We start from the raw sequence: 18,973 nt of genomic DNA, 5'->3' as shown, positions 1-18,973 counted from the left end.
ATCATGTAGATGATAATTGGGTTATTGTAAGTTTATATTGTTTATTACCAATATTTGTGAATAGTTCGATCACTTTAGCATACAAGCTTTTTAATAAATAGCGCATATACCGCTCTTGTCATATGTGTAATTTTAAAATATTGTAGTAATAAGCACTTTTTATCATTAAGGGGAAACAAGGGGGATTTATAATGAATTACAAACAGTCATCACCTGAAGTCTTACGTCAATTAATTCGAGATGGAGAACTTGTCGGTCACACAAGCGGTATGGCTGAAGGTTATATACAAGCTAATGTGGTTATATTGCCATCGAAATATGCTTATGATTTCTTAAAGTTCTGTTTTAGAAATCCAAAGACTTGCCCACTCTTAGATGTATCAGAAGTTGGCGCACATTCTTTTCCATATTATGGGCCATATGCGGATATACGCACTGATGTTCCGAAGTATCGCATTTATGAACATGGGCAATTGATTAAGGAAGTTGACGATATCACTGATCTTTATACTGAAGATATGGTTAGCTTTCTAATTGGTTGTAGTTTCACTTTTGAACATGCATTGTTGGAAGCTGGCTTACCTGTACGTCATATTGAAGAAGGTCATAATGTACCTATGTATCGTACTAACATCCCTGCCGAATCAAGTGGCTATTTTAAAGGTAACATTACAGTTAGTATGCGTCCGATGACTATGACTCAAGCGATTAAGGCAACAGAAATTACTTCACATTTTAAGAATGTTCATGGCACGCCGATTCATATTGGTACACCAGAAGAACTGGGAATCACTGATATCGATAAGCCTGATTATGGAGAAGCTGTCACAATCAAACCTAACGAAGTGCCTGTCTTCTGGGGATGTGGCGTGACACCACAATCTGTTGCACTTGATGCCAAACCTGAGTTAATGATTACACATTCACCTGGACACATGTTTATTACAGATATTAAAGATAGCGAATTAAATGATTAATTTTAAAAAAAAGGAGATACTCAGCTAAAAATTGTGCTGAGATATCTCCCTATATATATATTTATATTATCCAATGTGTATTAAAAGTTGATAAATAAGTGTGCCCGCATAGTTCCCTATGACATAACCCAATGTACCTATAATTAGTATCGGTCCAACAAGACCTTGCCACCCTTTACTGATAGCTAAAGCTGCTGCCGTTGTAGGACCACCAGCAGTAGCATTACTTGCCAACAGTATTTCTTCAATCTTAAAGTTAAATAACTTTCCTAGTATTAAACTTAAACCTAGATTGAAAATTAAAATAATCATCACATAGACAAATAATAGTGGTGCTGTTTTGATAATCGTCATAAATGAGGCAGGTGTTCCTATCACTACAAAGAATATGTAAATAATAAATGTTCCAATTTCTGAAGAACCGGCTAATTTATCAAAGAAATCTCCCCAAATAGCCACTGCCAATAATGTAAGTGTTGTAAGTAACAAGTATTGGTCGCCAAAGAAAGAAACCAGTATCGTAAGTAGGACATTAGACTGCGGTATCACATGTTGAATGACCTCAGATAATTTAAAACTGATTGCTACTAATGCCACTGCAATCGCTATCGAAAGTGCAATATCTAATAATTGAATTTGCTTCGGTTGCCAATAAGATTGTTGGGTTTCTGGTGTTGACTCAGTTTGATAATCTGTCTTAAACCACCTTTTTATAATAGGTAAAGACGGTATTGCAATTAACAACATAAAGTACAATGCCATAACACTATTATCTGCAACAACTGTTGATGAAATCATATCACTTGGTGTTTTGAACTTCGTGCTCAAAGCTGCAAAGTTCACGCCACCACCTATATAACTTCCTGTCATCATCGCACCAATTTTTGCTAAATATGGAATCCATTGATGAAGTAAAATAAATCCTACCGTTGTCCCCATCAATGTTCCAACTGATGCAATTAAGAAGATATATAATAATCGACGACTTTCCTTCCAAATCTTTAAAATATTAGAACTGAACAATAATAAAGGAATTGATATTGGTACCGCGTAATCCCATACCGTATCATAAACCGGCGATTCAGTGGGAATAATCTTAAAATTAGATAATAACATAGCCCCTACTAATGCAATGATGGCACCTGAAATGGTACTTGCCCATTGATATTTCTGTTCCAAGAAGATACTGACTGTCGCCCAAACTATAATTATGGCCCATAATATCCATGTATCATCTTTTGCGATTAATGTCCCTATTGTAAACATCATCCCATCCCCCTTCTTGAGTAACATTTTATACTATTCATAATTTAATTTCGATAGTCTATGTCGTTTTTATAACGTTATAATCTACTGATAATAATTCTCAATAAAATGTAAAAATGCTCTGTACATTGCTTAAAAATAGGACTATTCTATGTATGAAAATGTTCGAAATTTGGAAAGAAGGTTTCTAGATGAATAACTCTGTTAAATATAAAAAATTTATATTACCTTTAGTCATAGGCATACTTATAGCTGTGCTTGCACCTTTCAGACCTGAATCATTAAGTCTGGATGCATGGCTAATGTTTGCTATATTCGTAGGTACCATTATCGGCTGTATCACACAACCTATGCCGATTGGTGCCGTATCAATCATAGGGTTCACGCTAACCGTGTTAGTTGGCGTTATCGATACAAAGACTGCCGTACAAGGTTTCGGTAATCCTAGTATTTGGTTGATTGCAATGGCATTCTTTATCTCTAGAGGCTTCGTTAAAACTGGACTCGGTCGTCGTATCGCACTTCAGTTCGTAAGATTATTTGGGAAGAAGACACTCGGTCTAGCATACTCACTTGTCGGTGTAGATTTGATTTTAGCACCAGCAACACCTAGTAATACTGCTCGCGCAGGTGGAATTATGTTTCCAATCATTCAGTCGCTCTCTAAATCATTTGATTCTGATCCGAAACAAGGCACCGAGCGTAAGGTGGGGTCATTTTTAATCTTTACTGAATTCCACGGCAACCTTATTACTGCCGCGATGTTCTTAACTGCAATGGCCGGTAACCCGCTTGCTCAGAACTTAGCTGAGAAGACTGCACATGTTCACGTTACTTGGATGAACTGGTTCTTAGCAGCCATCGTCCCTGGTATTGTGTCACTTATCGTCATACCATTTATTATTTATAAAATGTATCCGCCAACAGTTAAAGAGACACCTGATGCGAAAGATTGGGCTGAAAATGAATTAGCTGATATGGGTTCAATTGCTAAAGCTGAAAAATTCATGATTGGTGTATTTATTATCGCATTACTACTTTGGGTAGTCGGTAGCTTTATTGGTGTAGACGCAACATTAACTGCTTTTATCGCATTATCTTTATTACTTATTACAGGCGTGTTAGATTGGAAAGATATTTTAAATGAAACCGGCGCTTGGAATACATTAGTTTGGTTCTCAGTGCTAGTTATGATGGCAGATCAACTGAATCAATTAGGCTTTATTCCATGGTTAAGCCATACTATCGCAAACAGTTTAGGCGGTCTAAGTTGGCCAGTCGTCCTTGTGATACTAATAATCTTCTATTTCTATTCACATTATTTATTTGCTAGCTCAACTGCTCACGTCAGTGCTATGTATGCAGCATTACTCGGTGTAGCCGTTGCTGCAGGTGCACCACCGTTATTTAGTGCATTAATGCTTGGTTTCTTTGGTAACTTAATGGCCTCTACAACACACTATAGTAGTGGTCCTGCACCTATTCTTTACGCAGCCGGTTACGTCACTCAGAAACGTTGGTGGCTGATGAACCTAGCCTTAGGCGTTGTGTACTTTGTAATCTGGCTCGGTTTAGGTTCCTTATGGATGAAATTGATAGGTTTGATGTAATTATATTAAGGAGAGAAACAGTGAATTCTGTTTCCCTCCTTTTTTGTTCTTTATTCCTTTATATTTATCTCTTCCTTAGTCAATACTATTGAACAAATAAAGACTTTTACTTACATATCTTTTCTGTTGCCAAATATTTTAATACGCATTATAATTTATAAAAATATTATATTATAACAAATGGAGATGATACTATGATTCCAGAAGAAAGAAATTCATATACTTTAACTGAAGAAGAAGCTATCATATTTGCAACTGCAAAGTTTAAGCCTTTTCATAACCGACTTGAAGAAGATACACCACAACCAAATCCATTTAAAAAACTAGTAGAAAATGAAAAAGATAAACCATCAACTTTGTAATATCTTTGAACTTACTAACTATGAGATGGAAGATGAATTTCTTCTCAAACTTATCCGACGAAATATAAGTAAATTTAAAACTTCTTCAAACCCTTCTATTGCATCTTACTTGCAAGACAAAGCTCTTTCTTTAAATAAACAAAATTCAATCCGCACGTATTTATTAATTGATTCCGATACTTCAGAACTCATCGGATATTTTTGTTTAAAAATAGTCATCATAAAATTTGAAATTAATGTAAGTAAAAATATTAAAAAGAAAATTTCTTCTGATGCTATGAAAAACAATGAATTTCCATCTTTATTAATTACGAAACTCGCTAGAGACGACCAATATAAAGGTTTAGTTTCAGGGAAAACAATTTTAGAATATGCATTCTCAATAGCTTATGATATTTATAAAAAAACTGCATTGAAACATGTTTGCGTTGACTGGTACGATCATTTCAAACTAGAAAAATTTTATTGTGAAGATTGTGGCTTTAAAATATTTCAATATAGAAATACAGATAAGGGTAAAATTGTTTCTGCATTTTATAAATTTTAGTAATTGTAAGTTTCCCCCATTTTATATCAAACCAATAAAATATTTTCATTCTCTTCCAAATATTATTCTCTTTTATCGTATCAAATATCAAAGTCTTCCTAAATTACCCATCAATCTCAAACCCTAAATCTTCAATCATTTGATAATCGAGTTCATTCGGTTGCCCACCTGTAATCAGATAATCACCTACAAAGATGGAATTGGCTGCTTTTAATGCGATGGCTTGTAAAGAACGTAAATTGACTTCACGCCCACCTGCAATACGAATTTCTTTAGATGGGTTAATCAATCGAAACATCGCAATAATTCTTAAACATTTCATTGGTGACAATAAATCGAGTCCCCCGAATTTTGTCCCTTTAATTGGATGTAAGAAATTAATTGGAATACTATCAGCATCAATTTCTCTCAACGCAAATGCCATATCGATGATATCCTCGTTCGTCTCACCCATGCCACAAATAACTCCAGAACATGGCGAGATATGATTCGCTTTCATAATTTCAACCGTACGCACACGATCTTCATATGTATGTGTTGTAACGACTTCATTATGATACCTTTCGCTTGTATTCAAATTATGATTATAGCGATCCACACCCGCTTCTTTTAACTTCTCCGCTTGTTCTTCATTTGTTAAACCTAAACATGCGCAAATTTTAAGTTGTGGATGCAACACTTTAATATCATGAACCGTCTCACAGATATGATCAACCTCTCTATTTGTAGGCCCACGTCCACTCATGACAATACAATATGTACCAATATGATTCTCCGTCGCTACCTGTGCACCAGCTTTAATTTTGTCAGGTTCAACTAACGCATAGCGTTGTTTTTCTTTCATTTTCACCGATTGACCGCAATAACCACAGTCTTCTGAACAAATTCCACTTTTCGCATTTAATATCATATTGAGTTTCACTTTTTTCCCGAAAAAGTGTTTCCGAATGATATATGCTTCATTTAATAATTCAAATGTATCAATCGTTTCATCTTCAAATAATGCTAACGCCTCATCCTTACTTAATACGTCTTGATTTAAGATACGTTCTGCTAAATTTAATCTCATGTTATTAAACCCCTTACTTTAAAAAATCCCGTAAAAATTCTAAATGTAAACTTTATATATAAATAAGTTTACATTAACGGCGTGAAAAATTAAATATTTAGCCGGAAATTAAACAAAACAATAGACTAGAATATCTTAAAATATCCCAGCCTTAATCAACATATTCACCGTTATAGTCTTCATTGCAAGGGCAAGGCAACGAAATCTTTTTAACACACTCGATTTCTGCCTTACTCTCTATTCCTCATCATAATTTTTCTCTAATTTACGCAATTCATCGCGTGTTTTCTTCTGCAGACCTTCACCGTAATCCATCATTTGAACAATGTCTTTAAAGGCAGCATGTGGAATGGCCAGCTCATCTAACTCATCTGGATGTACATGTAAATCAATGTCGTCTTCACGTCCTTCTGCCAATTTATGAACGAAGTCAGGTTCTGTAACAAATGGTGACGACATGCCGACCATATCAGCGTTATTTAAAGCATCTAGTGCCGTTTCAGGTGTATTAATACCACCACTCGCAATCAACGGCACATGTCCATTTAAATACTCATATACGACTTGATTGACGCGGCGTCCATAATTGTCGCCTGGTGTACGCGTCTTATTCTGGTAAATATTGCGTCCCCAACTTGCGATAGCCACATAATGAATATTTGCGACTTCCATGACCCAATCTAAATGTTGATTAAATTCATCAACTGTATAGCCTAAATCACTACCTCTTGTCTCTTCAGGTGTCGCTCTGTAACCGAATATGAAATCACTAGGCGCCTCTTCATCGATGACTTTTTGTACTGCCTGCATGACTTCTAAGCCAAAGCGTGCTCGGTTCTCTAACGAATCAACGCCATATTGATCATGTCGTTGATTTGAGAACGTAGAGAAGAAAGTTTGAATGAGTAAACGTTGTGCAACGGAGATTTCAACGCCATCAAATCCAGCTTGAATTGCTCTAGATGTTGCATCGGCATATTGTTGTATGACGTCATGAATTTTCTCCACCGACATTTCTAAAACGTCATGTTTAATTGGAGAGTGTAACGTCATTGGACTTGGGCCATAGACTTCCCCATAATTCATAATTGCAGTATTTGAGAATCTTCCAGCATGTGCAAGTTGAATAATCGCTTTATTCCCCTCTTGTTTCATAGCTTGCGCCACTTTTCTTAAACCAGGAATACAAGCATCATCAGAAATATTAAACCCATATTCAAATAACTGACCATATGGCTCGATATAAGCTGCGCCAGTTACTTGTAATCCTGCTGAATTGGCACGACGTTTCGCATAACGTATGTCTTCCTCTGTTATATGCCCTTCTTTAGTAGACGAGTTCGTCGTCATGGGCGAAAGAACAAATCGATTAGCTAATGTAATGCCATTAGATAGTGTAATAGGTTCTAGCAGTGGTGCGAATTTCGACATTTTATGACATCCTCTTTCGTTCATTTTTGTATTATTTTCAAAGTATCATGCTTTATGACAATACTCAATCGACTTGTTTGTGAACTGTTTTAGCACCCCTTTTCAGAAAAAGAAGAAAACCACTAGAACATTTGTGTGACGTATAAACTAAATTCCTACAAAATTTCACTAAACACGTTAAAATGGTGGTGGGTATTATAATTAAGGGACTAAACAATTAACTTTGGAGATGAGCGCCAAGTGGATTTCAATATATTAGATTATGCCATGATTGATGAAGGCAAGGATGCGACGCAAGCTTTACAAGATACCACAAGACTTGCGAAACTCGCTGATGACTTAGGCTACAAGCGTTTCTGGTTAACAGAACATCATGATGTTCCAGCGTTTGCGAGTGGTAGTCCTGAATTATTAATGATGCATTTGTTAGGGGAAACGAAGCGCATTAAGTTAGGGTCTGGTGGCGTCATGTTGCCTCACTATAGCCCGTTTAAAGTGGCCGAAAATTTTAAAATGTTAGAGGCACTCCATCCTGGTCGGGTTGACTTGGGTATCGGCAATAATCCAGGTACAGCGGTGGTCAAACGCGCAATGGATGAGGACAAGCGTGACTATCTTGATTATGCACAAAGCATTGAGGATATTCGTCATTATTTGACGCAAGCACCAGAGGAACAACGTGTAGGACAAGTGATTAGTCAACCTCACCTATCACGTCATCCAGAAATGTGGCTCTTAAGTGCAAGCCAACGCTCAGCTAAATTAGCTGCTACACAAGGCATGGGCTACACATTAGGAACATTCTTATTACCTAGCCAAGATAAGATTGATGCAGCTAAAGCGTCAGTAGAGACGTATCGTGAACACTTTCAACAAACTGCATTAAACATGTCACCCACAGTCATGTTAACAACGTTTGCGATTGTAACGGACACTGAAGAAGAAGCGCAAGACTTACTACACGCACTTGACGTGTGGCTACTAGGCAAACGTCAATTTGCCGAGTTCGACCGCTTCCCATCCATCGAAACAGCACAACAATATAACTTAAGTGACCGTGATAAACGCGTTATCGCTCAGCATCGTGCACGCATCTTAGCTGGCACAATCGAGCAAGTGAAACCCCGCTTGGACGCAATGATCCAAGAATTTAAGGCGGATGAAGTCTTAGTCGTACCGCTATTACCAGGCATCGACCAACGATGTCGTACAATTGAACGCATCGCACAAGCGTATTTATAAATAAAGAAAGGATGATATAAAATGGCTAAATTAGCTAATTATTTATATGTTGAAAAGGTAGGAAACCAATATATTTATCGTATGACACCTGAATTACAAGATGACGTAGGTACAGTAGGTTATGTAGAATTTATGGGACCAGATGACGTTAACGTCAATGATGAAATCGTGAGTATCGAAGCATCTAAAACTGTGTTAGATGTGCAATCTCCACTTGCAGGTAAAATTGTCGAACGTAATACGAAAGCTGAAGATGAGCCAGCTATTTTAAATTCTGAAAAGCCAGAAGAAAATTGGTTAGTTAAATTAGAAAATGTAGATGAAGCAGCATACGACGCATTACCAGATCCAGATGAGGACTAAATGTCAGTGAACCAACAAGAACGTTTAGCTTATCTTATTGAAACGATGTGGAAGGAACAATATGGTGACAAACCTTTAGACCTCCCTCACACTGACACAGAACAGTGGGAATTGTATCGTGGTTTGGCCAATGTTCGTCCACCTGAGCCTGTCAGTTCTGAGTACTTAGATATTCAAGATGCCTATTTATCTACATTAAACAACCAACAAGACATTACACATATTGATGATTTAACACCTGTTTCAGATGAGCCATTATATTTATGGCTAGGTGACATCACAACACTTGATATTGACGGTATCGTCAACGCAGCGAATAGCCGATTCTTAGGATGTATGCAAGCGAATCACGAATGCATAGATAACATCATTCATACCAAGGCTGGTGTACAGTTACGTCTAGATTGCGCTCATATAATTGAGCAACAAGGACGTAAAGAAGGTGTTGGTAAAGCAAAGGTTACCTCTGCTTATAATTTACCAGCCAAATATGTCATTCATACGGTTGGCCCGCAAATTCGTAAACAACCTGTATCTCAGATGAATAGAGATTTGCTTGCACGTTGTTATCGTAGCTGTCTAGCGCTTGCCGATGAAAAGGGGTTAAGACACTTAGCATTCTGTTGTATTTCAACAGGTGTCTTTGGATTCCCACAAGACGAGGCAAGTCGTATAGCGATTGAAACGACACGTCAATATTTACATGAAACTGGCTCAGAGTTGAAAGTACTCTTTAACGTATTTACAGATAGAGATTTAGAACTATATAAGGAGGCTTTCAATGACAACAACAGATAACCCAACGCATAACGAGAATTGGATAGCGCTTGATAAGGCGCAACAACAAGACGCCACTCAAACGGATATCTTGGCACAAGCCATTGATGAAGCTGATGCCATCGTTGTCGGCATAGGCGCTGGTATGTCTGCTTCAGACGGTTTCACTTATATTGGTGAACGTTTTACGCAGAACTTTCCCGACTTTATCGAGAAATATAATTTCTTCGATATGTTGCAAGCGAGTTTGCACCCGTTTGATAGTTGGCAGGAATATTGGGCATTTGAAAGTCGTTTCGTGAAGTTGAACTACTTAGACCAACCTGTCGGCCCTTCTTACGTTGCACTTAAAAAGATGCTTGAACACAAGGATTATCATATTATTACGACCAATGCAGATAATGCCTTTTTAGTGGCAGATTATGATTTAAATAAAGTATTTCATATTCAAGGAGAATACATTCTTTGGCAATGTAGCCAACACTGTCATGCACAAACATATCGTGATGATGATGCCATTCGCGAAATGGTAGCCAAACAAGAAGACATGAAAATCCCATATGAGTTGATTCCACATTGCCCAAAATGTGATGCCCCTATGGAGATTAACAAACGTAAAGCACAAGTCGGCATGGTTGAAGATGCAGATTTCCATGCACAATTAGATCGCTACAATCATTTTCTAGATACTCATAAGAATGGCAAAGTGTTATATCTTGAAATTGGTATTGGTTATACGACACCACAATTTGTGAAACATCCTTTCCAACGTATGACGCGTCACAATCCCAATGCCGTGTTTATGACGTTAAACAAGAAAGCGTATCGTATCCCTAAATCAATCCAAGATAGAACCATTCATCTCACTGAAGATATAGCATCATTAATCATTAACGCACAAAGACAATTAACAACTTAGGAGACAAAAACATGTATTTAATAGAACCTATTCGTAATGGTAAATATATCGATGATGGCGCCGTAAACTTGGCGATGCAAGTATATATTAATAACAATATCTTTCTGGACGAAGATATATTACTTCCATATTATTGCCAACCTAAAGTAGAAATCGGTCGTTTCCAGAATACAGCGGTTGAAATCAATCAAGACTACGTCGATGAGAACAACATTAAAGTCGTACGTCGCGATACAGGCGGTGGCGCAGTTTACGTCGATGATGGTGCTGTCAACGTATGTTGTATTTTAGAACAAGATACATCCATTTATGGTGATTTTCAACGCTTCTACCGCCCTGCTATTCAAGCGTTGCATAATTTAGGCGCAACTGACGTCATTCAAAGTGGTCGTAATGATCTCGCTTTAAATGAGAAGAAAATTTCAGGTGCTGCGATGACATTATTGAATAACCGTATTTATGGTGGTTATTCATTACTATTAGATGTCGATTACGACGCCATGGTCAACGTATTGAAACCAAACCGTAAGAAGATTGAATCTAAAGGCATCAAATCAGTCCGTGCCCGCGTCGGTCAAATCCGAGACGCTTTAGACCCTAAATATCAAGATATCACCATTCATGAATTCAAAGATCTCATGATTAAGCAAATTATGGGAATAGATGACATTAAAGATGCCAAACGCTATGAATTAACAGACGAAGATTGGGCTGGCATTGATCAATTAGTCGCTGAAAAGTATGATAATTGGGAATGGAACTATGGCCGTTCACCACGATATGAATACAATCGAAATGAGCGCTTTAGTTGTGGCACAATTGATATTTCCCTATCAATTGAACATAACCGTATTGCCGCTTGTCGTATTTATGGAGATTTCTTTGGTCAAGGTAACATTCACGATGTTGAAGAACATTTAATTGGTACGCGCATGGTCAAAGCTGACTTGATTGAACGTTTGAATGACATTGATTTGACGTTCTACTTTGGCAATCTTAGCGTAGAAGAATTTGTGTCATTTATATTGAGTTAATTGCAGAGATAGACGTATTTTAGAATGGATAACTAAAAGAATTCATTTCAAGCCTATGATTGACTATTTTACAATCATAGGTTTTTTTATATTCATAGAGAATTCTAATAAATGTAAAAAGAATTTGACATTATCTCTCATGATGCTATGCTATAAATGTAAAATACTTTTGACATTTAGAGGTGAAATATATGTTTTATATCTTACTTTTCATTAGCGTACTAATTTTTGGTATCATTTGGACAATTATTACAAATAAGTATCTCCCAAGCGAAACGCTAGATACTAAAAATACTGATAGAACTGGTTACGATGAGAGACAACGCACAATGTTTTTAGAAATATTTTCTAAAACTTTTGTAGGTTTAGTTTATACCTTTTTCATCGGTATGATTTTAAAAATATTCGCTTTATACCAAGGACATCATACGGTTTATCCATTTAATCAATTCCCAGAATTGGCTTATATATTAATAGTAGCTTTACTATTAGTAATGAATTACTTTATAGTGAAAAAGAAATACACGCCATAGGACTGATTAAAATGAAAAACAAAATAAGAGAATACCGGAAACAAATGGGTATGTCTCAAGACACATTAAGTAAAAATGTGAACGTTTCCCGTCAGACAGTTAATGCAATCGAGAACAATAAATACGATCCAACCTTGCAACTTGCATTTAAATTAGCAAAGCAATTCAATACAACTGTGGACGACCTATTTAATCCTTAAAAATTATAAGTAGGTGATAATAATGTTAAAAAGACAAGATGAAATGGAAAAACAACATTTTAGTATAGCTAGTAAATGGACTACAGTTTACTTTTTTATCGTATTAGCGGTTTATAATTTCTATATTAAATTTACTGAGGGAGATTTTAATATAGTCTGGTTGATTTTACTCATCGGTTTAGTTATCTATTGGGGCATTGCAACGTACTTAAAATATAAGACGCGAATCAAAGATTAGCTTGTCAGAAATTTAAATGGTTCATCCATTACTTAAAATACATTTTTACACTTTCGGATATTAAAATGCTTTAACAAGTTTTATAATACATTTAGTAAACACCAGTCCCCTCACCACGCCAACTAGTGAGGGGTTTTTTGATACCCAAACGACCACTAAAAAAACCTGAGCTTACGTATGTAAATCACATACATTAAGCCCAGGTTCAACTTATTTATTAAAATGTATTGAGTGTTATTATATAACCATGTCAAAAGTCAATCACGTTTATTATTTTTTAATTAATGTACCAATCTTACCATCTAGGGCATCTCCTAAATCTTCAAGAGATGTGATTAATACACTACCTTCTGGATTTTTCTCGATAAATTGTAATGCTGCTTCTACTTTAGGTAACATACTACCTTTTGCGAATTGACCGTCAGCAATATGTTGATTCATTTCATCCACTGTTACTTCACCTAAAGCTTCTTGATTATCTTTACCGTAATTAATATAAACATAATCTACTGCTGTTAAGATGATTAATTGATCTGATTTTAAGTGTGCTGCTAGTAAAGCACTTGTTTTATCTTTATCGATAACAGCATCGACGCCTTTATAGTTACCTTCTTCTTTGACAACTGGGATACCGCCACCACCAGCTGCAATAACTAATGTACCGTGTTTAATTAATGTTTCAATGCTATCTAGTTCTACAATGTTGATTGGCATTGGAGAAGGTACAACACGACGATAACCTCGTCCAGAGTCTTCTACAAATTTATAACCTTTTTCTTCCATTGTTTGTTCCGCTTGTTCTTTTGTATAGAATAAGCCAATTGGTTTCGTAGGATTATTGAATGCTTGGTCATCACCAGCTACTTCAACTTGAGTCACTAATGTAACCACTTGTTTATCAATATTTAAAGCATGAAGTTCATTTAATAAGCTTTCTTGTAGTTGATAACCAATGTAAGCTTGACTCATTGCGCCACATTCTGGGAATGGGAACGCTGGTCCTTGACCATTTTCAGCTGCATAATTTAATCCTAAATTAATACTGCCGACTTGTGGTCCATTACCATGGCTGATTACAACTTCATAACCTTTTTGGATTAAGCTAACTAATGATTTAGCTGTTCCTTTAACTAATTCTAATTGCTCTTCAGGTGATTGTCCTAAAGCGTTACCACCTAAAGCCACTACGATTTTAGACATAGGTAGGTCTCCCTTCAATTATTCTCCTAAAGTTGCAACCATTACAGCTTTAATAGTGTGTGCTCTGTTTTCAGCTTCTTGGAAGACAACAGATTGTTCACTTTCAAAGACTTCGTCAGCAACTTCCATTTCAGTTAAGCCATATTTTTCTTGGATTTCTTTACCAATTTTAGTTTCAGTATCGTGGAATGATGGTAAGCAGTGTTCAAAGATGGCACGTGGGTTACCAGTTTTTTCCATCATTTCTTTAGTTACACGATATGGTTCTAATAATTTGATACGTTTTTCCCAAACTTCGTCAGGTTCACCCATTGATACCCAAACGTCTGTGTAGATAACGTCTGAACCTTTAACACCTTCATCGATGTCATCAGTCACTAAGATTTCGCCACCATTTTTAGCTGCGATTTCTTTACAACGGTTTAATAACTCATCTGTTGGATTTAATTCTTTAGGGCAAACTAAGTGGAAAGTCATTCCCATGATAGCTGCACCTTGCATTAATGCATTTGCTACATTGTTACGTCCATCTCCAACATATGTGAAGTTGATTTCGTGGTATGGTTTTTTCAATACTTCTTTTGCTGTTAAGAAGTCAGCAAGTACTTGAGTTGGATGATCTTCATCTGTTAAGCCGTTCCACACAGGCACACCTGAATATTTCGCTAATTCTTCAACAGTACGTTGTGAGAAGCCACGGTATTCGATTCCATCATACATACCACCTAATACACGAGCAGTATCTTTCGCAGATTCTTTTTTACCCATTTGGCTTCCAGTTGGTCCAAGATATGTCACGTGAGCGCCTTGATCATATGCTGCAGTTTCAAACGCACAACGTGTACGAGTAGAATCTTTTTCAAAAATTAATGCGATGTTTTTACCTTTAAGTTTTTGCTGTTCTATACCGGCGTATTTCGCGCGTTTTAAATCCTCTGATAGATTTAGTAAAAACTCAACCTCTTTTTGTGAAAAGTCTAATAGTGTTAAAAAACTTCTGTTTCTTAAATTTTGCATCTTGTACAACTCCTTTGTGATATCTTTCACATGTATTGTAAGCGATTGCGAAATATAATACAACACTTTTCAAATAACTTTATAAATTATTTATGTATAATTGACAAAATGTTTACAATGACATGTTTTTTGATATATTTACAATTTTTAGCGCTATAATGAAAGTGACTACTATGATTTTTATGATTTTATTATTACACATAAAATAGCATTATTAAACTTATTTAGTAAATACTTTCTTTTAGGAATTTATATACCAAAAAACCTTCTTTGTAATGTCGATACAAAGAAGGTTTATTTTAGTGCTATGCGTCTTTAGCGCCTCGATCAATCATATCTTGTTTAGTAACAATAGGATATTTCTTAAATACAAGTGAACCAATCCAACCTGCAAGTCCACCAACGATAGCCATGACAACGCCATAAATAACGACTGTCATTGGATTATTAAAACCAAACATTACAAGGAATCCAGCAATTGGTGTTGCTGTACCTGTCGCATCATTGATCATGCCTGATAATGCGATTATTAAACCTGCAGCTGCTCCACCAAAGAAATTCGTTATGTAAATCGGAATTGGGTTAGCTGACACTATATCTGCTTGAGACAAAGGTTCAATACTTACTGAAATCGTTGACTTGCGATCACCTAATTTTAAACGGTGGAATAATGTACCGTTCATAAAAGCTGAACTAAATGCTGCCATTGCCCCGATTGCCATAGGTATACCTGTTAGTCCTAATAAAGCTGTCAATGCCATTGAACTTAATGGCGCAGTACCAACAACTGTAATGATACCGCCGAGAACAATCCCCATAAATATTGGATTCGTGTCTGTACTACTTTGAATAATGTCACCAATTTTTAAAAGTGTGTTATTAACGACTGGCGTTAAACCTACTGCAATCAATCTTGCAAGTGGCGCAAGTAGAACTACTGAACCAATCAAATCAACGCCATCTGGAACATATTTCTCTGTATACTTCATAACGTAACCGATAAGATAACCTGCGAAGAAACCTGGTAAGAGATCCATACCACCACAGGCAGCACCAATAACTAGTGCGTAGACTGGAGATACACCAATCGCAAGCGCAGTTAAGCCGGCTGCAGCAACACCGCCAAGACCTCCCGCAGCATCCCCTAACTCCTCTAGAAATTTGATTCCGAATACTTCTCCACCAACATACTTGTTGAATGCTTCGACTAAGAATGTCGCAATAGCCGCGTTTGCCAGTGCTCCCATCGCACGCATTCCGTTAGGCGCTTTATACGTAAATAATGTAAAAATAATAAGAACTAAAATTAAGAATAAAGTACCAATTAGTAAATCCATAAAATTTTCCCATCCCCTTGTAGATAATAAAAAAATGAGAATATAAGTTAACTGTTTTAGACGCCTAAAGTTATCTTTTATCCTCATTTAGTGACTATTTTACTAAAAAAACAAATTATATTCCACGGAATTTATTATTTTTTATGTAAAAAGCAAAATTCATACTATGCAAAAGAATATATACGAATTTCGCATTTAATATTATTATTTGGTAAATGGAATGACTTTTTATTTATTATTAACGTAGCGCAATTTTAAGTAGATTACTTTTGATTTCAATAAAGTTAATATTTTTATTCTTTTTGTTTGTAAAAATAGTTTTATTTTAATTTGAATGGGTATTTATTAAAAGTAGATACATAATTGATGTATTTGTTTTGGAATAATCATTGCATTAGTAATTTCTTACGTGTTGAATTACATGCTCTTTTCTTTTCAATTTAGATTGAATTACTCACACTTCCTTAAATTATAGAGTACATTTATGAATCACTAATGATCCCATGCCGATAAAATGTATCCTTACTATACATTTTATTAAAACCCAATAATTGTATTTTCCCAAAACGCCAATATGGCCGTTAAAGCACTTATAGTTCTCCCAATGCTATAAGTACTTTTGCTATGTATAAAACAAGGGAATGAAACTGAATTCAAGTTAAATTCTGTCTCACTCCCTACCCCATATTATGTCTTAAATATTACCTTGGGCATCTGCAGTTTTTATAAATGCTATAACTCCCTCTATCATTCCAATAACACCAGGAATACCTGTCCAACAAAATAATATATATAATAGTACTTTACCATATTGCTTTCTATAAAATCTGTGTGCCCCCAAGCTACCTAAGAAAAATGCTAACGCTGCATAAACATATTTATTCACTATAAGTTCGTCTCCTTTAACCAAATGATTTAAAGAAACGCCAAAAAGTTCTGTCATCTCCAATAATGCATGTATGTCTGGAGAACTGACATCCCTTTCCCAATTTGAAATAGAATGTCGAGAAACATTTAGTTTTTCTGCCAACCTCTCTTGAGACATCTTTTTAGACTTCCTTAAGTTTCTAATACGTTCCCCTACACTCTTGGTTTTCAAATTGATCCGCTCCTTTACGTTGCCATCATATGATTAAAATCTTGTTTATTCTAGCGAAAATTATGAACAAATACGTTATTTTTGTAGAAATTTAGTGATTTGAAGCAATTTTTTTAATTTAAGACCTTCCGGAATAGAGGGTCAGTCTAAAATTAAAAATTATAAATATGGTTTGATTTCTTGATAGTTTTAATTAAAAATAAAGCAACTAAACTAAAAATCACTATTCCAACAAGTCCAGTTGAACCATAAAGTAATGGATTGAATTGTGATTCTTTTATAGAGAAAGTAGTTACAGTACTTGAAAATTGATTTAAAATTCCGTGCATTATCGCTGGCACAAAGATATTTCCAGATTTGATATATGAATAAAATAGAATAATGCCAAACGGAATACACATTAATATCATCATTATATTTCCTAGAATTGGATGATTAGGATAATTATGCCCCATTAAGATAAGAGGGAGATGCCATAATCCCCATATAAAGCCGCCTAAAATTAATCCTTTTGTTATTCCAATATTAGTCAATTTAGGGTACATGAAAGCTCGCCAACCTAACTCTTCACCTAGATAAGCAATCATGCTAAATAGTATACCTATTGATAGATTAAGTATTATTGGAATCAATAAGTTGATAAATAGCGGTACATGTGGTAAGAAAATAAAAATTTCTTTCATTCTATCTTGTTGTTCTGTGCTATTTAGAAATTGATTGGGATTCAACATATAAGAAACTAAGTAAATAATTATCAAAGCCAATAGCATCATCAATGGATGTATAAACCAATATTTAATTTTTCCTAATCTAAGTCCGAAGAACTTCCAAAACTTTTTGTCACGATAATAAATTGCCCATACAATGATTGCCGTAATAGCAGGAAACAACATCGTTAAACTCGCAATTATTGAGAAAGCTTGAAGTCCGCCGATTAAATAAACAAGACCTTCAATACTATAGGTTAAAACGAACACTAAAATAATATATGTAAGTAATGAACGACGCATCGTTGATTTGGTACCTCCTTATGATTGATTTAATTTTTGGGCTTTCTTTTTCTAAGCCAAAGTAAAATGCTCAAAATAATTGCACTTCCTATATATAATCCAAGAAATAATCCTATTATGCCAAAAACGCCTTGTTGTGTTTCATGGAATTTAATGATAGATTGGCTTGAACTCATAAAGACAAATCTAACGGTTTCTAGACAGACTAAATGAAACAACATATTTGCCCATAAGGAACCAGCAAATTCTCTGTATAATTGTAACGTGATGCCAAATATATAAAACTGAATCATTAAACCTACAACTGACAATAGTTCTGGATTACCTAAATGTATTAAGTTTGAAATAATATGCGCTACCCCACCAATAATTGCAAATAATAATGCTTGGATAAATAATGATGGAATAAATTTGAACTATTTTCGTAACTCATTTAATATCAATCCACGAATCAACACTTCTTCTGGAAAAGCCTCATATAATACTGCGAAAAGACAATTAAATAAAAACATTGCCCAAATATGTATATCCGTACTTACGCTCACATTTTGCATTAAACCTGTACTAATACCTATTACTAATACGATAAATGTAATTAAAAATGGTAGTGCCAATGCTATGATTAAATCTCACTTATTACTATACCCTTTTAATTTAATTTCTTTTAAAATGTCTGGGTTCTTTGAGTGAATGTACTTTAATGTTATCAATGTCCCAACGGTAAATATAACTCCACTTATCA

22 protein-coding genes are annotated in these 18,973 nt (G+C 35.4%); 13 read left to right on the top strand and 9 right to left on the bottom strand.

Annotated features, from left to right (window positions below; genetic code table 11):
• The first annotated feature begins 191 nt into the window (after nucleotides 1–191).
• Nucleotides 192–977, top strand: a complete 786-nt coding sequence (locus EQ029_RS00985; protein ID WP_037558235.1) for a putative hydro-lyase — start codon at nucleotides 192–194, stop codon at nucleotides 975–977.
• A 66-nt stretch (nucleotides 978–1,043) separates the two neighbouring features.
• Here EQ029_RS00985 and EQ029_RS00980 read toward each other — a convergent pair whose 3' ends face one another.
• Nucleotides 1,044–2,243, bottom strand: coding sequence for a DUF819 family protein (locus EQ029_RS00980; RefSeq protein ID WP_053019652.1), 1,200 nt, complete (start codon nucleotides 2,241–2,243; stop codon nucleotides 1,044–1,046).
• Nucleotides 2,244–2,434: 191 nt separating this feature from the next.
• Between EQ029_RS00980 and EQ029_RS00975 the strand changes: the two genes are divergently transcribed.
• From EQ029_RS00975 to EQ029_RS12705, 3 genes are all read left to right on the top strand, one after another.
• On the top strand, nucleotides 2,435–3,853 hold the full coding sequence (locus EQ029_RS00975) for an anion permease (protein WP_033079794.1): 1,419 nt from the start codon (nucleotides 2,435–2,437) through the stop codon (nucleotides 3,851–3,853).
• Nucleotides 3,854–4,047: 194 nt separating this feature from the next.
• Nucleotides 4,048–4,215: a hypothetical protein gene (locus tag EQ029_RS12500; protein ID WP_011274600.1), complete on the top strand. Its 168-nt coding sequence runs from the start codon at nucleotides 4,048–4,050 to the stop codon at nucleotides 4,213–4,215.
• Nucleotides 4,216–4,240: 25 nt separating this feature from the next.
• A complete protein-coding gene (locus tag EQ029_RS12705; RefSeq protein WP_011274599.1) occupies nucleotides 4,241–4,762 on the top strand; it encodes a hypothetical protein in 522 nt (173 codons plus the stop codon).
• A 103-nt stretch (nucleotides 4,763–4,865) separates the two neighbouring features.
• Here EQ029_RS12705 and bioB read toward each other — a convergent pair whose 3' ends face one another.
• Both bioB and EQ029_RS00960 read right to left on the bottom strand, forming a co-directional pair.
• On the bottom strand, nucleotides 4,866–5,831 hold the full coding sequence (gene bioB / locus EQ029_RS00965) for a biotin synthase BioB (protein WP_033079795.1): 966 nt from the start codon (nucleotides 5,829–5,831) through the stop codon (nucleotides 4,866–4,868).
• Between the two features lie 237 nt (nucleotides 5,832–6,068).
• Complete coding sequence (locus tag EQ029_RS00960) at nucleotides 6,069–7,262, bottom strand: NADH-dependent flavin oxidoreductase (protein WP_037537524.1); 1,194 nt, start codon at nucleotides 7,260–7,262, stop codon at nucleotides 6,069–6,071.
• Nucleotides 7,263–7,502: 240 nt separating this feature from the next.
• On the opposite strand from EQ029_RS00960, the gene EQ029_RS00955 reads away from it, so the two are divergent.
• The 8 genes from EQ029_RS00955 to EQ029_RS00920 all read left to right on the top strand — a co-directional run bounded on the left by EQ029_RS00955 (nucleotide 7,503) and on the right by EQ029_RS00920 (nucleotide 12,568).
• Nucleotides 7,503–8,504, top strand: coding sequence for an LLM class flavin-dependent oxidoreductase (locus EQ029_RS00955; protein WP_076684516.1), 1,002 nt, complete (start codon nucleotides 7,503–7,505; stop codon nucleotides 8,502–8,504).
• A gap of 21 nt (nucleotides 8,505–8,525) precedes the next feature.
• A complete protein-coding gene (locus EQ029_RS00950) occupies nucleotides 8,526–8,867 on the top strand; it encodes a glycine cleavage system H family protein (protein ID WP_011274595.1) in 342 nt (113 codons plus the stop codon).
• Complete coding sequence (locus tag EQ029_RS00945) at nucleotides 8,868–9,665, top strand: protein-ADP-ribose hydrolase (RefSeq protein ID WP_037558237.1); 798 nt, start codon at nucleotides 8,868–8,870, stop codon at nucleotides 9,663–9,665.
• On the top strand, nucleotides 9,649–10,563 hold the full coding sequence (locus EQ029_RS00940) for an SIR2 family NAD-dependent protein deacylase (protein WP_011274593.1): 915 nt from the start codon (nucleotides 9,649–9,651) through the stop codon (nucleotides 10,561–10,563). The genes EQ029_RS00945 and EQ029_RS00940 overlap by 17 nt, the downstream gene beginning before the upstream one ends.
• Nucleotides 10,564–10,574: 11 nt before the next feature.
• Complete coding sequence (gene lplA, locus EQ029_RS00935) at nucleotides 10,575–11,597, top strand: lipoate--protein ligase (protein WP_046308894.1); 1,023 nt, start codon at nucleotides 10,575–10,577, stop codon at nucleotides 11,595–11,597.
• 191 nt (nucleotides 11,598–11,788) lie between these two features.
• Entirely contained in the window at nucleotides 11,789–12,130 is a 342-nt protein-coding gene (locus tag EQ029_RS00930) for a hypothetical protein (protein ID WP_011274591.1), read from the top strand.
• Between the two features lie 11 nt (nucleotides 12,131–12,141).
• The gene (locus EQ029_RS00925) at nucleotides 12,142–12,330 is read left to right on the top strand and encodes a helix-turn-helix transcriptional regulator (protein WP_016930575.1); all 189 of its coding nucleotides are present in this window, start codon (nucleotides 12,142–12,144) and stop codon (nucleotides 12,328–12,330) included.
• Between the two features lie 22 nt (nucleotides 12,331–12,352).
• Entirely contained in the window at nucleotides 12,353–12,568 is a 216-nt protein-coding gene (locus EQ029_RS00920; protein ID WP_011274589.1) for a hypothetical protein, read from the top strand.
• 270 nt (nucleotides 12,569–12,838) lie between these two features.
• Here EQ029_RS00920 and arcC read toward each other — a convergent pair whose 3' ends face one another.
• From arcC to EQ029_RS00905, 3 genes are all read right to left on the bottom strand, one after another.
• Complete coding sequence (gene arcC / locus EQ029_RS00915; protein WP_016930574.1) at nucleotides 12,839–13,768, bottom strand: carbamate kinase; 930 nt, start codon at nucleotides 13,766–13,768, stop codon at nucleotides 12,839–12,841.
• An 18-nt stretch (nucleotides 13,769–13,786) separates the two neighbouring features.
• Complete coding sequence (argF, locus tag EQ029_RS00910; protein ID WP_011274587.1) at nucleotides 13,787–14,785, bottom strand: ornithine carbamoyltransferase; 999 nt, start codon at nucleotides 14,783–14,785, stop codon at nucleotides 13,787–13,789.
• Nucleotides 14,786–15,090: 305 nt separating this feature from the next.
• Nucleotides 15,091–16,077, bottom strand: coding sequence for a PTS sugar transporter subunit IIC (locus tag EQ029_RS00905; protein WP_230197427.1), 987 nt, complete (start codon nucleotides 16,075–16,077; stop codon nucleotides 15,091–15,093).
• Between EQ029_RS00905 and EQ029_RS12895 the strand changes: the two genes are divergently transcribed.
• Nucleotides 16,031–16,168: a hypothetical protein gene (locus EQ029_RS12895; protein WP_370444498.1), complete on the top strand. Its 138-nt coding sequence runs from the start codon at nucleotides 16,031–16,033 to the stop codon at nucleotides 16,166–16,168. The genes EQ029_RS00905 and EQ029_RS12895 overlap by 47 nt on opposite strands.
• Before the next feature lie 648 nt (nucleotides 16,169–16,816).
• Here EQ029_RS12895 and EQ029_RS00900 read toward each other — a convergent pair.
• From EQ029_RS00900 to EQ029_RS12495, 3 genes are all read right to left on the bottom strand, one after another.
• Nucleotides 16,817–17,221, bottom strand: coding sequence for an NINE protein (locus tag EQ029_RS00900; protein WP_080388593.1), 405 nt, complete (start codon nucleotides 17,219–17,221; stop codon nucleotides 16,817–16,819).
• Nucleotides 17,222–17,373: 152 nt separating this feature from the next.
• Entirely contained in the window at nucleotides 17,374–18,231 is an 858-nt protein-coding gene (locus tag EQ029_RS00895) for a CPBP family intramembrane glutamic endopeptidase (protein WP_057504688.1), read from the bottom strand.
• 416 nt (nucleotides 18,232–18,647) lie between these two features.
• Nucleotides 18,648–18,845, bottom strand: coding sequence for a hypothetical protein (locus EQ029_RS12495; protein WP_011274581.1), 198 nt, complete (start codon nucleotides 18,843–18,845; stop codon nucleotides 18,648–18,650).
• Nucleotides 18,846–18,973 lie beyond the last annotated feature (128 nt).

Origin of the sequence: Staphylococcus haemolyticus, assembly GCF_006094395.1 — a bacterium.
Classification (GTDB): domain Bacteria; phylum Bacillota; class Bacilli; order Staphylococcales; family Staphylococcaceae; genus Staphylococcus; species Staphylococcus haemolyticus.
This window is presented reverse-complemented; position numbering and strand designations above follow the sequence as displayed.

Bases quoted from the DNA above. Each gene is read 5' to 3' on its own strand.
- EQ029_RS00985 (WP_037558235.1), top strand. From the start codon at position 192: ATGAATTACAAACAGTCATCACCTGAAGTCTTACGTCAATTAATTCGA.
- EQ029_RS00980 (WP_053019652.1), bottom strand. From the start codon at position 2,243: ATGTTTACAATAGGGACATTAATCGCAAAAGATGATACATGGATATTA.
- EQ029_RS00975 (WP_033079794.1), top strand. From the start codon at position 2,435: ATGAATAACTCTGTTAAATATAAAAAATTTATATTACCTTTAGTCATA.
- EQ029_RS12500 (WP_011274600.1), top strand. From the start codon at position 4,048: ATGATTCCAGAAGAAAGAAATTCATATACTTTAACTGAAGAAGAAGCT.
- EQ029_RS12705 (WP_011274599.1), top strand. From the start codon at position 4,241: ATGGAAGATGAATTTCTTCTCAAACTTATCCGACGAAATATAAGTAAA.
- bioB (WP_033079795.1), bottom strand. From the start codon at position 5,831: ATGAGATTAAATTTAGCAGAACGTATCTTAAATCAAGACGTATTAAGT.
- EQ029_RS00960 (WP_037537524.1), bottom strand. From the start codon at position 7,262: ATGTCGAAATTCGCACCACTGCTAGAACCTATTACACTATCTAATGGC.
- EQ029_RS00950 (WP_011274595.1), top strand. From the start codon at position 8,526: ATGGCTAAATTAGCTAATTATTTATATGTTGAAAAGGTAGGAAACCAA.
- EQ029_RS00945 (WP_037558237.1), top strand. From the start codon at position 8,868: ATGTCAGTGAACCAACAAGAACGTTTAGCTTATCTTATTGAAACGATG.
- EQ029_RS00940 (WP_011274593.1), top strand. From the start codon at position 9,649: ATGACAACAACAGATAACCCAACGCATAACGAGAATTGGATAGCGCTT.
- lplA (WP_046308894.1), top strand. From the start codon at position 10,575: ATGTATTTAATAGAACCTATTCGTAATGGTAAATATATCGATGATGGC.
- EQ029_RS00930 (WP_011274591.1), top strand. From the start codon at position 11,789: ATGTTTTATATCTTACTTTTCATTAGCGTACTAATTTTTGGTATCATT.
- EQ029_RS00925 (WP_016930575.1), top strand. From the start codon at position 12,142: ATGAAAAACAAAATAAGAGAATACCGGAAACAAATGGGTATGTCTCAA.
- EQ029_RS00920 (WP_011274589.1), top strand. From the start codon at position 12,353: ATGTTAAAAAGACAAGATGAAATGGAAAAACAACATTTTAGTATAGCT.
- arcC (WP_016930574.1), bottom strand. From the start codon at position 13,768: ATGTCTAAAATCGTAGTGGCTTTAGGTGGTAACGCTTTAGGACAATCA.
- argF (WP_011274587.1), bottom strand. From the start codon at position 14,785: ATGCAAAATTTAAGAAACAGAAGTTTTTTAACACTATTAGACTTTTCA.
- EQ029_RS00895 (WP_057504688.1), bottom strand. From the start codon at position 18,231: ATGCGTCGTTCATTACTTACATATATTATTTTAGTGTTCGTTTTAACC.